This is a genomic window from Sporosarcina highlanderae, from assembly GCF_030433715.1.
In the GTDB taxonomy this organism is placed as follows: domain Bacteria; phylum Bacillota; class Bacilli; order Bacillales_A; family Planococcaceae; genus Sporosarcina; species Sporosarcina highlanderae.
Genome location: NZ_JAROCC010000004.1, coordinates 98,586 through 115,168 on the forward strand (window position 1 = coordinate 98,586; position 16,583 = coordinate 115,168).

Genomic DNA, 16,583 nt, shown 5'->3' on the forward strand with positions numbered 1-16,583 from the left:
CAACTAAGCGTGTGCTATACAAGAAAAGTGCCCGATAGCGTAAATATTGGCCGTATCTCTTAGGATATTATATCAAAACCACTACGTTCCTCATTGATATATACTTCAATAGTCTCAATGTCTTTATCTGTCATTATAAAACCAGTTATTTCATCAAATTACCGGTACTTCGAGATTAAGAAAAAGGCGACAACTATTATTTAGCTGTCGCCCTTTTTATCATCATTCAGATTTTTGACTTTAAATGTTTATATCATCTGCTATCGTGGGTTCTACAATATCCTTTCTTCGATAAACATTTAAAATGAACCCTAAAACAGCAGCGTAAAAGAGGATTGCACTTCCTCCATAACTAATAAACGGCAGGGAAACTTCCATGATGGGCACGATTCCAAAGGCCATCAATATATTCCAAGTAGTAGGAACGGCAAATAATACAGCACCACCGATTACGATTAATCTCCCATAATGATCTTTTGTTTTAAATGCATTTTTTGAGATTCTTAAAATAAAAATCAGCAGAACCAAACAAATACCGATTCCGAATGTCCAACCAAGAGAATAGACGAGGAAGGGGAAAGCAAAATCTGTATGTGATTCTGGCAACAATTGAAATTTCAAATCATTATTAAGTCCGTTACCAAACCATCCCGCTTCTGCAAGGACATTCCTAACGACCCTATACATATATCCGGCTCCATTTGGATCGGCATTTGGGTTTATAAAAGTAGATAATCTAGTAAGAAAATAACTTTGGTGTGAGGTCGTAGTAATAATCATAATGATGAAGATGATACCAGCCACTAGATTTGATACGAATAGGTTGATAGCTAATTTCTTATGAACACGTGCAAATGTAAACATTCCTAGTAAACAGAAAAAGTAAATGACCCCAACCATAAAGTTTGGCACTATCATGTAGAGCAATATGGGAATCCAAAATAAAACAAGAAGAAATCCTTGTTTTTTCCAACTGCGAAACTCATTTATTTTGTTAAAAATACCGGCCCAAGCCAGGAAAATGAAAAATAAACTCAATAGAGTGCCATCGACCGTTAGGCCTGGAAGTGAAATCCATTTTTTTGCTCCGTTGACCGTATATCCAAATAAATAGAGATATACGTGAATGAACAAGCCGATAGCATAAAAGTGCATCCACCAATTCTTTGATTTTTGATAATTAAAGAAAAGAAACCCAATAATCACAAGAGCAGCTAAGGAGTACCAGATAGCTTGTCTCCCCATAATATTGGTGATTGATGATGAAATCCCGGGAATTCCACCAACTAACGGGAGAAAACTGATACTAGCAAAAATAACAAATAAAACAATTAGAATCCAATCCATTTTTGGCTTATAAAGGTGATTTAATTTCTCTCCAATAATAAATGGATTTCCCATTTCTTGAATGGCTTTTTCATCTGAATCTTCTTCAGAAAATCCTCTTTTTTTGTAAGATTGACTTAACTCTTGCAGATGATGAGTAAGCTCTTTTTTTATCCTGTTGTGGGCCTCCGTAGATTTGACTTTGGAAGTGACTTTGCTTAAAAATTCTTCAAATTTGGGAGAACTCATAAAGTTGCCTCCCTTATGAAAGGATTAAGGGATAATCCTTGTTTAGTGCTATCTTGTTTATAAGTAGCTAAGTATTTTTTACCTTTGGAGTTTAAAGAATAATATTTCTTGTTATTTATCCAATTTGAAGTAAGCATTTCTTTATTTTCTAATAGATGTAGCAGTGTATAAAGCTGCCCTTCATTTTTTTGGAAAGCACGTTCATTTTTTTGAAAAAGTTGGACGGAAATATTGTAGCCATCCTTTGATTCATGCTGAACAGATTCTAATATAGCTATAATGGTTTCTGTATGATATTGTGATTGCTGATTCGTACGAATGGCTTCACGCACGGCATTTTTTCTTTCATTAGAAAAAGAAAAATCCTTGAATATTGATTTTTCCATCGAACTCTTCAGGTTCTTAAATGGATCATTCATCTCCTAAACCTCCTCTATCATCTTGTCTTTTAATAATTCCTTCGCACGCTTTAATCTCGTTTTTAATGTATTTATATTTACTGAAGTAATCTTGCTTATCTCTTTTAAAGACAGTTCTTCATAATAATGTAGAAATACGACTTCTCTGTACTTTAGAGGCAAATTCATGACGGCATTCGTTAAGTTATTTTCTTCACTATGCTTGATAACCTCCTCTTCCACCTGTTTTGACTTAGAAGGGATATGGTCAAATACTTTATTGCTAAGCGTTATTTTGCGATAATGCCAGCTTCTTAAATAGTCCTTGCAATGATTACTCGCAATGCGATATAGCCAAGTTTTTATTGTTGACTGCCGATTAAATTGATTTAATTTTTCATAACACTTTATAAATATCTCTTGTGCTAAATCTTCTGCTATGGTTCGGTTTTTTACATATGTATAGACAAGATGCAGGATATCATCGCTGTATTCACGCATTAATTGATCAATGATCTGATCACGCTCATCCAGCATCATTTCATCTGTCACCGCCAATTGGTTTAGTTCTTTCATCAAGTTGTCACCCCCTCATATATCTTAGACGAAGCTACCCTTCATTCGGTTTGAAAAAATATTTTTTTTATGACCGTCTGTTTGAAGTACTTCGGTACGGAAGCCGAAGGATGAACTAACTGCTCAACTTTTACAGCTTTATCTCTTTTTTAAAAGAAAAAAGACCGTAGCAACACCAAAAATCAGGGTGTTTGTCTACAGTCTGAACCCCTAACATTCGTTAGGGGTCTTATTTAACAAATAATGATTTAAGTTTGCCGAAGAAACCGGGTCTTCCTTCGTCCAAGGACATGAGTGGTACAGATTCGCCTAAAATTCGACGGGCGATGTTTCTGTAGCCGATTGCTGCTGGATTTGAAGGGTCCATTACTACAGGCTCTCCTCTATTGGAGGAAGAGATAACGTTTTCATCATCCAAAACGATACCAAGAAGATCGATGGATAGATGCATTGTAATTTCATTTACATCAAGTGCTTCGCCGCTGTTTACAAGTCGGCTCTTAATGCGGTTGACAATCAGCTTCGGTGGTTCAATATCTTCCTGTTCAAGGAGTCCAATGATCCGATCAGCGTCCCGAACTGCCGAAATTTCCGGTGTTGTCACTACGATTGCTCTGTCCGCGCCGGCGACGGCATTTTTATAACCTTGTTCAATACCTGCAGGACAATCGATTAAAATATAATCATAGTCCCTTTTCAACTCAGTAATAAGTTCTTTCATTTCTTCCGGAGTTACAGCATTTTTATCTGTTGTCTGTGCCGCTGGAAGTAAAAATAGACCATCTTCAAAACGCTTGTCTTTGACAAGCGCCTGATGAATTTTGCATCGCCCGGAAATTACATCTACAAGGTCATAGATGATACGGTTTTCAAGCCCTAAGATGACATCAAGATTGCGAAGTCCAATATCCGTATCGACTAAACAGACTTTTTTACCTTGTAGAGCCAAGGCTGTACCTAGATTCGCGGATGTTGTCGTTTTACCGACCCCACCTTTTCCAGACGTTATTACGATTGCTTCTCCCACAATTAGCTCCCTCCTTTGAATGTTGACAGATTAGGCCGGAGAATCCGAAGCTCCTGTAAACGGTCGATGGCTATGAAGCCATTTGGATGTATGTATGCACATTCCATCTCAGGCTGTTCCGACAATATCGTCAGCTCATCAGTCATCGTTTCCATCTTGTCCGCTATCATCAAATGCGTGGCTTCTAACCAGGAAGCTGCGATTACCGCCTCTTCGTTTCCAGTCGCCCCCGCATGTGCGATCCCTTTCAATCTTCCTAAAATATATATGCTGCCCGCCGCCACAACCCGGCCGTTCGGATTGACGTCGCCGATTACAACAAGATCCCCATCGGCCTTCACAACTTGTCCCGAGCGGACAATACCGATGTACGTTTCTGATTGATTTTCTAAAATCTTACGATTGCACTCTTCAATTGTTATCACTTCGCTTTGAATCTTCGAAACTCGTAAATGTGGTGATTCGTGGACGACATTCATAATTTCCCTTAGTTCTTCTTCATTGCAGTAGCGGGTTCCGATATGGACTTTTACTTCTGCCAGCCCATCAAGACTGTTTTCGCTGACTTTATTGCGGAGTTCTGCAATCATGTCCGAATAAGCGCATTTGTCGTCAAGTCGGAGGACAAGTCCGTCTTTTGTCCCTTTTATTGTTACATAGTGCTGTTTCGTCATTTGCGTCCCTCACAATTTCTCAAGGTTTATAATCCGGTCTTTTCCAATCCTCTTTTATCAATCAGTTGCTTAAAGAAATAGCCAAACATGCTAACAAAGATGGAATTGGCAATCATTGTCGGCGAAAGCCTGCTCACAAGGAATTCTTCGAATCCGATTGCCGTCAAAGCAATCAAGCTGGCAAAAAAGTACGACAAGATTTCAAGCAACGCAATCATGATCAACGACAAGAACATCACTGTGAAAATATGACGATGTACTTGTCGAATCATCAATGTCGCGAGATAGCAGATCACCGGATATAAAAAAGTATATACTCCAATAATATCAATGTGATACATATCATACAAGAGTCCAAGAACGATTCCATAGATGATTGCGCGTTGTCGACTGTAGTAAACAGCGATAAAAATCAGATAGACGATGACAAATCGCGGAACAAGTGTATATTGACTATCCGCTATTGTTACAGGTGAGAAGAGACTGAAAACCGGTTCGAGGAAAAATAATACGACAGCAATAAGAGGGATTATGAACCTGATCACGATCCATCCTCCCCCTCTTCTTCCTCGGCAACCTCCCCATCAGTGCCTGAGACAATAACGGACGATCTTTTTGCCACCATTACGTGATCCAACATGCCGAAATCTGCGGCAGGGCGAATATATGCCAATTTCGTCAATCCGAAATCATCTGTTGAAACTTCTGTTACTTCGCCAATTACGAGGCCCTTTGGAAAAATCCCTCCAAGACCTGAAGACTGAACCAATTGCCCTTCCTTTACATCGAAATCGGAATCAATCCTCTTCATAATTAATTCTCCACGAGTCCGATCATATCCTTCTATCAAACCAAAAATTGATTCTTTACCCGGAATAACTACAGCAACCCGAAAATTACGGTTTTCGGTTGAAAGTAGTTCAACAGTCGACCTGAATGGGGTGACAAGGACCACTTTTCCGATTAAACCGCTGGAAGTCATTACAGCCATGTTCAACTTAACACCTTCCACTTCCCCTTTATCAATGATGATTTTCTCTTCCCATTGATCGGGGTTACGGGAAATGACAGTTGCATGAATCGGAGAATAATCACGAAGACTCTCTTCCTTGCCGATGATTTGACGTAACTTCTCATTATCGGCTCTCAAATCTGCTAGTTCAGCCTGTGTGGAAGCGTATTCTTTTAATCTTGCTTTCAAATGTTTGTTTTCTTCATATGTATTCAAGATTCCATCGATTTTATCCAATGTGCCGGTAAGAAAATGAGCCGGTTTCGAGAACAAGGATTGCCCGAAACCGACGACATCTTTTACGATTTGTTCGGGAAGGGTGGCATTCTGCCTGTCTTTTAATGTGAATGAAATTAATGCTACAAGGACGATGACGCCCACAAGCAATAATATCAACCGTTTATTCGAAAAAAATCGCGGCATTGCCAAAATCCTCCCTCATTACCTAGCCTGCATCTTTTTAATCACATCAAAATTATCCAGTGCTTTCCCAGTTCCGATTGCTACGCAATCAAGTGGGTCTTCTGCTATGAAAACAGGCATATTCGTTTCATCCGAAATGACTTTGTCCAAGTTTTCAAGAAGAGCCCCTCCACCCGTCAATACAATCCCGCGTTCCATAACATCTGCAGAAAGTTCAGGTGGTGTTGCTTCCAATGTTTTCTTAACGCCTTCAATAATCTGTGAAATGGACTCACGGAGTGCCTCGACTATTTCGTCAGAGGAAACTTCTAATGTTTTCGGTAGACCTGTCAATAGATCACGGCCTCTGATTTCCATTTTCTCCGGTTTGGTAGATACTCTCGCTGAACCGATTTCGATTTTAATAGCTTCAGCTGTACGTTCACCGATTGTCAAATTATAGACTTTACGGATATAGCTTATGATTGCACCATCCATTGAGTCTCCGCCAACGCGAATTGATTCGCTTGTCACGATTCCGCCTAAAGAGATTACAGCGACTTCTGTAGTACCGCCACCTATATCGACGACCATGCTGCCCGTAGGTTCCCAAACAGGCAAATTCGCACCGATCGCCGCAGCAAATGGTTCCTCAATTGTAAACGCGTCTTTAGCTCCGGCTTGTCTTGCAGCGTCAATTACCGCGCGTTGCTCAACAGAAGTGATACCGAAAGGAACACAAACCATGACGTTCGGCTTCTTCCAATTACCGCCTGCTGCTTTAGTAGCCTCTTTCATATAATGTTCAATCATTGCCGTTGTAATTTCAAAGTCTGCAATGACTCCGTCTTTCATCGGGCGTGTAGCCACGATAGAACCCGGTGTACGTCCGATCATATTTTTAGCCGCTGATCCAACTGCAACGATTTCATTCGTAACTGTATTTTTTGCAACAACGGATGGTTCTCTTAGAACGATCCCTTTTCCTTTAATGAAAACCAATGTATTTGCTGTGCCGAGGTCAATCCCGACATCTCTTGATCCAAATCCAAACAAATTTGTTCTTCCTTTCTATTCGACCGTCACAAAATGGTCTTCTTGAAATCATACACCACATTATAACGGATTGGAGAACAAATTCACAGTGACAAGAGAAATAAGTAAAATTTTGATACTTAGGGCTTCTTTTGACATATTTCTGTAATAAATACAATCAACCCTACGTGCGACAGTAACTCTCGCATTCAAAACGGATCTACTTTGCTTGTTCATTTTACCAAACAAGGAGTAATTTACTAACTAACTTACTAACTAACTACTCAACTCATATAGCCTTTTTCTTTCAAGCTTATAAAACGATGATCACCAATGATGACATGATCAAGCAATTCGATTCCCATAATAGCTCCCGCTTCAACCAATCTTTTCGTCACCTCGATATCTTCAGGTGACGGTGCCGGATTTCCGGATGGATGGTTGTGTGAAACAATTATCGAAGCTGCAGAGCGTTTTACAGCCTCACGAAATATTTCGCGCGGATGTACAATGGATGAATTTAGGCTACCGATAAAGATTGTCTGCTTATGCAACACTTCGTTCTTTACATTCAAAAACAAAACGACAAAATGCTCCTGCAGTAAAGAAGACATGTCCGTCATTAAATAGGCGGCGGCATCTTCTGGAGACTTAATGACATAGCGCCCTTCGGAATGCTTTCGATAAATCCTTTTACCAATTTCAGCCGCGGCAAGAACTTGAACAGCCTTTGCCTGTCCAATTCCTTTCACCGCCATCATTTCCTCAACTGTAGCATCTTTCAAGTCCTGTATCTTATCGAATGAGTTCAATATTCTGTTCGCAAGCAATAATACGGATTCTTCCTTCGTGCCTGTCCTAAGCAGAATTGCAACCAACTCTTGGTTCGACAAACTTGCCGCACCTTGGCGGATTAGCCTTTCACGAGGTCTGTCCGCGATATGTACATCCCGGATCATCATTTTATCTTTTAGGTCAACTGTCAAGGAATCATTCACCCTCCTTCAGTTGGATGATGCCTTCACTGCGTAGAATCTCTACCAATTTGGATAGCGGGAGTCCGACAACATTTGAATAGTCGCCTTCGATTTTATCGACTAACAGGACTCCGGCAGTTTGGATGCCGTAGCCACCGGCCTTGTCCATTGGATCACCCGAGTCGACATAGGCCTTTATCAATTGTTCGTCAAGCGCCTTGAATGCCACTTTCGTCTCAACGGAGAAAATGATTTCTTTCCCTGCACCTAAAACGCTCACTCCAGTGAATACAGAGTGCGTCTTACCCGAAAACTTCTTTAAAAATGCTTCAGCCTGCTCTTCCGTTCCCGGTTTAGGGTACACTTCGCCCTCGAAAACAACGATCGTATCAGCAGCTATTACGACTGCATCCGGTTCCTGCTTCGCTACGGCATCTGCTTTTTTCATTGAGAGTTTTTGGACATAAACATTAAAGTCCCCATCGATCAACTCAACATTTTCATCAATATTGCTTGGTAAGACCTTAATCGGAATGCCTAAAACCCCTAAAAGCTCACGTCTTCTTGGCGAACCTGATGCCAAAACAATTTGTCTGTTTGATATGAATTGCATTCAACTTACCTCCTTTTTCTTTATCATACTGGAGAAGGAGGTGATTGAAAATTTTCTCAAATCCACGGAAATTTCATTTTGACCCGTTTTTCCGCATTAAAAATTTATATCCACACAGCCATCATTATGTGAATAATGGGCTAAAAGCTTTAGGCGAATAACCCTTAAATCGTTAGTAAACGCCGTCACAGCAACAATGTGCTTTCGGAACTCGGCAACTTTCGGATCCTCATTTTCACCTTCGGAGGTAGATGTCAAAGTTTTAATTTGCGATAATTCCGTTTCACTTAATGCTTTTCTCAATTTCCCTGCCCCGACTGTATTACAAGTGTTCGTGTTCACGAAGAAAGGCTTTCGAAAAGTCCCTTCAAACTCACTAACTTCGATTTCTTCTTCGATGATGCCAACAGCACTCCATACATAGTACTGCCCCCCCACTTCAAGGATAGTAGCCTTCCCTAATGACGGATCGTCCGCTATAAGTTGTCCAGCGGACTCTGCCGAAGAAAAGACTCCATGCTGCTTTGCGTACAATTTCAAAGGTGTTTCGTTAGAAATTGCAGGACCAGATGTCGGAGTTGTTTCGACTGTCTCCTGCGGTTTATTCGTTACCACCTCGTTCTCTACTGCTTTTTCTTTCCCTTTTCCATTCGTTCCGACGATTATGAATCCAACAAGTGCAACCGCCGCTATACCAATAATTACTCCATGGAGCATCGCTGCCGCAACTGTCACTTTTGAATATTTTTTTCTGAAGTTCATGTTTGACCACCCCGTTTTTAGTAACCGTATCAGATCAAACATGAAAAAGAACAAGACGTATGTCGCCTTGTCCTTGAAAATTTCTCGACTTAAAAGAATAATTGCTGATACCATTCGACAACTTCCACTCCAAAGAAGTAAGAGATGATAGCAGCAAGTGCAATTGATGGCCCAAAAGCAACGGGGGTTTTCCTACCTTTACCTGTTTTCTTCAGCACATAAATCCCTACAATAGATCCGATAATCGAAGCTAAGAACAGCGTCAATAATGTGTTTGTAGTACCAAGAACGAGTCCGATGACGAAAAATAGCTTTATATCTCCGCCGCCCATTCCACCTTTCGACAAATTTGCAATCAGAAACAGCACACTGAAACCGATAGCAGCCCCTTGGAAGCTGTCCCACCATGGAGTCGTTGGTATCAGCCACCTAAGGATCAAAAACGATACAGCGAAAGGCAGAAGCACTCTGTCAGGTATGGTCATATATGTAATATCGGATACGGTTATAATAACTAATAATGAAATAAATAAAATGGCAATGAATAATTCCTTACTGAAACCTAACTGAAAAAATGCAAACGCATACAATACCCCCGTGATAAGCTCCATAGCAGGATAGATTGCACTGATTTTTTGACCACATCCACGACATTTCCCCCGAAGGACGATATATGAGAGAACGGGGATCAGATCATACAGCCCAAGTTTTCGGCCACAAGTTGTGCAATAAGACGGAGGTGTGGCAACTGATTCCTTTTTCGGCACCCGAAGGCCAACTACGTTGAAAAAGGAACCAAAAACTGAGCCGTATACGAAAAATAGGAATATCCAGACAAAGTTCATTCGCTATCACTCATTTCCGGCATTTTAATATAAGTTGTCGGATTCTGTTTTCCTGAAGGGGGGCGGGACAACACTTTGAGGCTTTCATCCATAAGATTGACCAAATCAGGATGATAAAATGCATGGCTCTAATTTGTAACTTTTATATCACTATTTTCCTCATATACCCCAACGCGATTTCGTCCCGCCTGTTTTCCTCCAATATAGAGTGCACGATCAGCATTTCTGAGAAGGTCCTTCCCATCTTTCGCATCTTCCGGCATGCTTGCAACCCCAAGGCTAATTGTCAATTGGACACCAACCGGTTCTTGATCGTCCGATAAGTCAGGAATGATTTCGAAACTCGATTTCTCAACATCCTTTCGAATCAATTCTGCAAGTTTAACAGCTTCTTCTTTCGAAAAATTCGGTAGGATAATTGTGAATTCTTCTCCCCCATAACGAGCCAATGTCATCCTTTCAAGTTGGTATTTCTTAAGAAGATTCGCAAGTGCTGCAAGCAAATCATTTCCACTCTGATGGCCATACGTATCATTGATGGACTTGAAACGGTCGATATCCAACATGATTGCAGACAGACTATAAATTTCCCCTGTATGCAAAAGGACAATTTCCTCATCCAGTTTTTGTTCGAGGTAGTGATAGTTTCGTAATCCCGTCAGTGCGCATCTCGTACTCTTTTCCACAGTTTTTTCATAATATCTTGCCTTCACCAACGCGGTAGCAAAGTACCCCGTTAATAGATCCACCATTTTTGCCTGCACTTCTTCAAAAGCGAATTTTTGATTTGATGTTAATATGAGAAAACCTTCCGTTTTGCCATCTCTTTTTATTGGGGCAGTCATTACACTTTCAACCGATGGAGCAAATGTAAAACCATTTAATGCGGACAAGCTCTTTTTCGTTAAATACATTTTTGTCGTCTCGACGTCAAGGCCATCATCCTCGGGATTTTTACTCGGAAGTACCAAATTGCTTGCGTTGACCCGGTGAGTTTCACCTTCCACACAGGATAACATGATTAGATTTCCACCAACACGCAAATCGATGATATACGCACTTTCGTAGGGAATTACATTTTTAATTTTTTCGACAAATGTATGTAAGACATCATCTACACGGAGACTTTCCGCAAGGTGATGGCCAATTACAGCTGCCGAAGAGAGCAAATCACTTAATCTGTCGGACTTCAAAAAATTACTCGTTACTAATAAAACTAACAGGAAAGGCACACCAATGAGCAAGAAAGCCTTTCCACCAATTTGTTGGAACAAAAGGGTAAAGATAATTGCAAATGGCAATAACAGTATCGTCGTCACAAAATCCCATAATACAACTTTTTTCTTATCGGAACTATTTTGCTTTAACATTTTTAAGAGTACGAATAGCAATAAGCTATTGACCAACGAATACACCGATGCGTAAATGAAACCGGCTATAAAAAAATTAACCAAAGTCATAGATTGCAAAGAGCCACCGAATGCATAAAAAACATAACCACTCACAAGTGAAACAACCGAAAAAACAATTGAATTGGATGCGAATCTAAATGGTTTTGGTGTTGGAGATTTCAATGTAAACAATAAGATAAACATACCGATTTGCATAAAAACCATTTCCGCAAAAACACCATATTGGAAGAATAGCGAGAAAATGATCCATTTCTCAAGCGTAATGGAAACCCTCTCCAACGGGATCGATATCATCATGATCGCTATCAAAAACGCAAGAGAAATGAACATATTCATATAGTCAAAATCATTGGATGGAAAGAAATTCAGGGCCAAATAAAATGACATAGGAACGACTAATAACCACAAAATATAGATATTCCTTTTATTCGCAGCAGTTACATTCATTTCTCAACCCTCCACCCATTATCTCGCATACGCCGCGACTCGATCTCGGCCCGCCTGCTTCGCTCCTATATATAATGCCCGATCAGCATTTCGCAGCAAAGCCATTGCTTCATCTCCATCAAAAGGCGCACTTGTCACTCCAATACTTGTAGTAATATTCACTACTATTTCATGCTTATCCGGACTTAAATCAGGAATAATTATGAATGGATGCTCTTTAATAGTATTTCTAATTTGTTCTGCGAATTTCAGAGCATCCGTTTTAGAGAACCCGGGTAAGAGAAAGATAAATTCTTCCCCTCCATACCGTCCAACAGTCCCATTTTCCGGTAAAGCATCCTTAAGAACTTCCGCCAATCCTTTTAAAATGTCGTTTCCACTTTGATGCCCATACGTATCATTTACTACTTTGAAACGGTCAATATCGAGCATAACTACTGATAGGTCGTCAATATCCCTTTTCTCCATCCGATCCATTTCATAATGAAGTCTTTCTTCCAAATATCTATAATTGTAAAGATTAGTCAATGCACATCGTTCACTTCTTAGTAAGGCTTCTTGAACATAACGTGCCTTATCTAACGCCACGATATAATAAGACCCAAGTAATTCCAGTATCTTCAATTGGTAATCTTTAAATGCAGATTTCCGATTTGAACCTAATAGAAGAATTCCTCCTGTCTTATTGTTATGAGTTAACGGTATACAAAGGACACTTTCGATTTCATCTGGAACAGAAACTGTGGAAAACTGTTTAAAATCATTCCTTTTTGTATAAATGACAGGTTCATTAGTCGTTAGTACCATCCTTGCAATGCCTTCACTTAATCGGATGGAACTTGAATTCCGATTTGCTAACCGTGATTTTTCATGGATTTTATCGAGTTCCAACCATTGATCGTGGTTGTTAAATAAAAAAACAGTATCAGCATAGAACAATTCACGAGTCTTCGCTATGAACTGTTCAGTCACTTTATCAACATCAGTCAATACTGATAAACTGCTCCCTATTTCCCCTGTTCTTTTGATGAGGTCATTTACTTTCTCCGAGCGGCCATAAAGGCGTATGAAAAATATTGTTAAGAAGAACGGAGTACCTATCAATAAAAACGCCGATGCCCCAATCAGATTTAATAGGAAATAAAATGTCAATGCTAATGGTAATATCAAGACAATAGTCGAATACTCATATCCAATGTCCTTTTTCGTGAATGGGTTCTTCAAACCACGTAACTGCAAATAGAAGTTGATAAACCCTATATTTGCTGTCGTGTGAATTAGCCTATAGACCGAAACAGCTATAAGAAGAGACCAAAAGTCCATTGAACCGATTTGGCCTCCCACTAAATAGAAAGCCCCAGCACTAATGATTGATAAGATGAACATCATAATCGAGTTAATGAAAAAACGTTGGATTTTACTTTGCAAATTACCCTTGGAAACAAACAGGCTTGCAATTGAAGCGAATTGCATAGCAATCATTTCAATAGCTATACCGTAAAGAAGGAAGGCGGGAATCGTTACCCACATGAGCAAAGTTATAGGATCACCTTTTAACTTTATAGGGAGCAAGGCTGTTAACACACTGAAAATAACGAACAAAAAGAAATATAATAAATTAAGCTCTTCGGGCATCTGATTTGAAAGGAAATATAAGATACCTGGAGGAACGATAAGTAACCAGATGATAAACTGAGATACTGTATACCATTTCTTTTCAGACAACCCGCTTCCCCCCCACCGATTCACTAAGAATGTATTAAAACCCAATTAAAAATATCAATCAGTGGAACCCTGTTGCATTCGGTCCCACTGATTATTTGATGAACCAATTTAAATATAGTTAGTTTTTCATTTAGTTTTTTGATAGAGCATTAGGTCAAAAGTCTACTGAGTAAATAAAGTGACCCTGCGACTATTCGCTTTCTATTATTTTCCTTACTTAGTATTATAGTATCATTAGTGAGATTTGTCATCCTTTTTATATTATATAGACAACTTTCCATTAATTCCTCCGCTGAGGCAGCTTGTGGATGGTCAAAATCGACAAAGGTGAACGATTCAGCAACTGGAATCAATTCATCCAATGTCCTCCTGATGTCTTTAGTTTTCAACATACCAATCACGAAATCGACTTTTTCACCAGGAAATTCATTGCGTATCGTTTCTGCTAACATCTTTGCGGCAGCCGGATTATGGGCACCATCAACAAATACCCCTTTTTCTATTTCTTGAAACCGATAAAGTAGTGAAGTATTTGCAATACCTTTAGCAACAGCGACTTCCTGTAATTTCATGCCTGCTTTCCATAATGCCTCGATTGCAATTGCTGCATTGATTGCCTGATGCGGGCCTTTCATCTTTCTAGTTGGTATAGGTACTTCGATATCCCCTTCAAACCTTTCTCCAGGCTTCATACTAAAGTCCTCACCGTAGACCGATAACTCACTATTCATTTCCATAGTCTTTTTGCGGATAACAGTACAAGCTTCCTCGGGTAACAAGCCAATTACCACTGGCATATTCTTCTTAATTATCCCCGCCTTCTGTTCAGTAATTTCCTCTATCGTCTCACCAAGGAATCCGACATGATCGAGAGCTATCGAGGTGATGACTGAAACAAGTGGCATCACGACGTTCGTGCTGTCCAATTTACCTCCCATTCCACATTCAATAAGGGCGTAGTCTGGGGCGTTCCTTTCAAACGTGAGGAATGCGGCGACGGTAAGCAATTCAAAATCCGTAAGCATCCCGCTAAGCCCCGCTTTTTTCATTTGCAAAAATGATTTGTCCATTTCTTCCTGATTAATCGGCAACCCATTTAGACGTATCTGATCATGGACATCAACCAACGCGGGCGACGAAAACACCCCGGTAGAGTATCCATGTTCTTTTAAAATGGACTCCATGAATGCAATTGTGGAACCTTTACCATTTGTACCAGCAACATGAATGACATTCAATTGTTTTTCGGGATTCCCCACCTTCAGAAGCGCTGCACGGATACTCTCAAGTCCAGGCTTTATCGCATCATCGCTATATAGTTCGTATCGTTCTTTATATTCATCAAATTTTGGAATCAAAACTCTCTCTCCTTATGATAGAATCAGCATAGGAAAAGTATATCACGGCCGGAGGGAACGATATGAAAATTTGTTGGGTCATTTACAATGGAAGTTTAACAAGTGATAAATTCCGCGACCAGGCGGAGTTATTGGCGGACGCAGCTAAGAGAGCAGGAGTAAAAGCGAAGATAGTGATGAATTATGAAGTAATGATGAGTTTAAATGCACAGCTTGAAGAACGCCCCGATTTTGTCGTGTTCCTTGATAAAGACATTCTCCTTGCAACGTTTTTGAAGAACGTAGGAATTCCGGTGTTCAATGATCCGGAAGTCATTGAGACTTGTGATAATAAAGCGAAACAGTACATACAGTTAGCGAAAAACGGGATTGCGATGCCCGAAACGATTATTGCGCCGAAAGTCTATCCAAAATTTACGATCGAAGGATCAGGCTATTATGAGCAGGTCCTTGATAAGTTAGGCTTGCCAATGATCATTAAAGAAGGCCATGGGTCATTTGGCATGAAGGTCTATTTAATTGAAACAGAAGAGGAATTCTTTGCGAAGGTCGATGAATTACGTGGTATCGATTATGTGTTTCAGGAATTCATCGAAACAAGTAGAGGGCGCGATATCCGTGTGAATATCGTGGGCGGGGAAATAGTCGCCGCCATGTATCGTTCTTCCCAAACTGATTTCCGGGCAAATATTACGAATGGCGGAGTTGCAAGTATTGTCGAGTTGACTGCTGAACAGAAAGAACTCGCAATCCGTGCAGCTGATGCAGTCAGGGCAGAATTCGCTGGAGTTGATTTATTGTTTGGTGACAATGAAAAACCGCTCGTTTGTGAAGTGAATGCAGCAGCACATATTCGCAATATATACAATGTGACAGGTATTAATGTTGCAGATAAAATGATCGAATATATTTTAGGTAAGTTGGCATGAAGGCGTATATATACTATTCCTCTGCAGAAGCTGAAAGGAATCGAGCGTTTATCGATGATTTGATGTTGCATGCGGCAAAGTTGGGACTTTCATTGAATTTAGTAGTGGATAATGATGAACCGGATGCCGATGCGGATTTCATTTTATTTCGGGATCGGAATCCTGAGTTATCGGCTAAATGGGAAGCAGCGGGTTTTCAAATGATCAATCGATCAGAAGTGAATCGAATAGCAAATGATAAATTGAAGACGTTCGAGTTTGCGGCTCTCCAAGGTGTTCCCACTGTACCGACAAGGCGTTTGAAGTCGGTTGGAGATATTGTTCGTTATCCAGTTGTTTTAAAAACTGTCGATGGCCATGGCGGAAGTGAAGTACATCTTTGCAATACGACAGACGAGGCTGAAAGCTTTTTGAATCAGTTTCGCAATCGACAACTTATCGCTCAACCATATATTGAATCGAACGCAACCGACGTTCGTGTTTTCATGTTGGGAGACGATGTATTGGGAGCAGTGAAGCGTATTGGTAAAGATTCGTTCAAATCGAATTACACCCTTGGCGGCTCAGTGGAGAAGTACATGCTTTCCTCTTCCCAAGAGATAGAAGTTCGGAAGATTGCTTGCGCGTTAAAAAGTGATTATATCGGCATCGATTTTCTTTTATTGCCGGACGGCGGTTGGCTTTTGAATGAAATAGAAGATCCCGTCGGCGCAAGATCTTTGTATGCGACACATGATTTTTCAGTTGCACAGAAGTTGTTGGAGAGAGTAATGAGCGTTAGACAAAAAAAGAGTTGGAAACCCTAATATAGGGATC

The 16,583-nt window shown here is 40.2% G+C and carries 17 protein-coding genes; 2 read left to right on the top strand and 15 right to left on the bottom strand.

Annotated elements, in window-relative coordinates; all coding sequences use genetic code 11:
- Positions 1-240 precede the first annotated feature (240 nt).
- The 15 genes from P5G49_RS06510 to P5G49_RS06580 all read right to left on the bottom strand — a co-directional run bounded on the left by P5G49_RS06510 (position 241) and on the right by P5G49_RS06580 (position 14,838).
- Positions 241-1,575: an FtsW/RodA/SpoVE family cell cycle protein gene (locus tag P5G49_RS06510; RefSeq protein ID WP_301242682.1), complete on the bottom strand. Its 1,335-nt coding sequence runs from the start codon at positions 1,573-1,575 to the stop codon at positions 241-243.
- Complete coding sequence (locus P5G49_RS06515; RefSeq protein WP_301242683.1) at positions 1,572-1,994, bottom strand: PadR family transcriptional regulator; 423 nt, start codon at positions 1,992-1,994, stop codon at positions 1,572-1,574. Before P5G49_RS06515 ends, P5G49_RS06510 begins: the two co-directional genes overlap by 4 nt.
- Before the next feature lie 3 nt (positions 1,995-1,997).
- Positions 1,998-2,549 carry a sigma-70 family RNA polymerase sigma factor gene (locus P5G49_RS06520; RefSeq protein ID WP_301242847.1) on the bottom strand — a complete coding sequence of 184 codons (552 nt, stop codon included), beginning with the start codon at positions 2,547-2,549 and terminating at the stop codon, positions 1,998-2,000.
- 229 nt (positions 2,550-2,778) lie between these two features.
- Positions 2,779-3,576: a septum site-determining protein MinD gene (gene minD / locus P5G49_RS06525; protein WP_301242684.1), complete on the bottom strand. Its 798-nt coding sequence runs from the start codon at positions 3,574-3,576 to the stop codon at positions 2,779-2,781.
- 2 nt (positions 3,577-3,578) lie between these two features.
- On the bottom strand, positions 3,579-4,250 hold the full coding sequence (gene minC, locus P5G49_RS06530) for a septum site-determining protein MinC (RefSeq protein WP_301242685.1): 672 nt from the start codon (positions 4,248-4,250) through the stop codon (positions 3,579-3,581).
- A 26-nt stretch (positions 4,251-4,276) separates the two neighbouring features.
- Positions 4,277-4,795, bottom strand: a complete 519-nt coding sequence (mreD, locus tag P5G49_RS06535; protein WP_301242686.1) for a rod shape-determining protein MreD — start codon at positions 4,793-4,795, stop codon at positions 4,277-4,279.
- Positions 4,792-5,685, bottom strand: coding sequence for a rod shape-determining protein MreC (gene mreC, locus P5G49_RS06540; protein ID WP_301242687.1), 894 nt, complete (start codon positions 5,683-5,685; stop codon positions 4,792-4,794). Before mreC ends, mreD begins: the two co-directional genes overlap by 4 nt.
- Before the next feature lie 18 nt (positions 5,686-5,703).
- Positions 5,704-6,720, bottom strand: a complete 1,017-nt coding sequence (locus P5G49_RS06545; RefSeq protein ID WP_301242688.1) for a rod shape-determining protein — start codon at positions 6,718-6,720, stop codon at positions 5,704-5,706.
- Between the two features lie 263 nt (positions 6,721-6,983).
- Entirely contained in the window at positions 6,984-7,661 is a 678-nt protein-coding gene (gene radC / locus P5G49_RS06550; RefSeq protein ID WP_301242848.1) for a RadC family protein, read from the bottom strand.
- A 28-nt stretch (positions 7,662-7,689) separates the two neighbouring features.
- On the bottom strand, positions 7,690-8,289 hold the full coding sequence (locus P5G49_RS06555) for a Maf family protein (protein ID WP_301242689.1): 600 nt from the start codon (positions 8,287-8,289) through the stop codon (positions 7,690-7,692).
- 96 nt (positions 8,290-8,385) lie between these two features.
- The gene (locus P5G49_RS06560) at positions 8,386-9,051 is read right to left on the bottom strand and encodes a hypothetical protein (protein WP_301242690.1); all 666 of its coding nucleotides are present in this window, start codon (positions 9,049-9,051) and stop codon (positions 8,386-8,388) included.
- Between the two features lie 89 nt (positions 9,052-9,140).
- Complete coding sequence (locus P5G49_RS06565) at positions 9,141-9,896, bottom strand: prepilin peptidase (RefSeq protein ID WP_301242691.1); 756 nt, start codon at positions 9,894-9,896, stop codon at positions 9,141-9,143.
- Between the two features lie 128 nt (positions 9,897-10,024).
- Positions 10,025-11,755, bottom strand: coding sequence for a sensor domain-containing diguanylate cyclase (locus tag P5G49_RS06570; RefSeq protein WP_301242692.1), 1,731 nt, complete (start codon positions 11,753-11,755; stop codon positions 10,025-10,027).
- 18 nt (positions 11,756-11,773) lie between these two features.
- On the bottom strand, positions 11,774-13,480 hold the full coding sequence (locus P5G49_RS06575) for a sensor domain-containing diguanylate cyclase (RefSeq protein ID WP_301242693.1): 1,707 nt from the start codon (positions 13,478-13,480) through the stop codon (positions 11,774-11,776).
- A gap of 149 nt (positions 13,481-13,629) precedes the next feature.
- Entirely contained in the window at positions 13,630-14,838 is a 1,209-nt protein-coding gene (locus P5G49_RS06580) for a bifunctional folylpolyglutamate synthase/dihydrofolate synthase (RefSeq protein ID WP_301242694.1), read from the bottom strand.
- A 62-nt stretch (positions 14,839-14,900) separates the two neighbouring features.
- Between P5G49_RS06580 and P5G49_RS06585 the strand changes: the two genes are divergently transcribed.
- Positions 14,901-15,767 (top strand): ATP-grasp domain-containing protein, encoded by an 867-nt coding sequence (locus tag P5G49_RS06585; protein WP_301242695.1) that lies wholly within the window; start codon positions 14,901-14,903, stop codon positions 15,765-15,767.
- Entirely contained in the window at positions 15,764-16,573 is an 810-nt protein-coding gene (locus P5G49_RS06590) for an ATP-grasp domain-containing protein (protein WP_301242696.1), read from the top strand. The genes P5G49_RS06585 and P5G49_RS06590 overlap by 4 nt, the downstream gene beginning before the upstream one ends.
- The last annotated feature ends 10 nt before the right edge of the window (positions 16,574-16,583 follow it).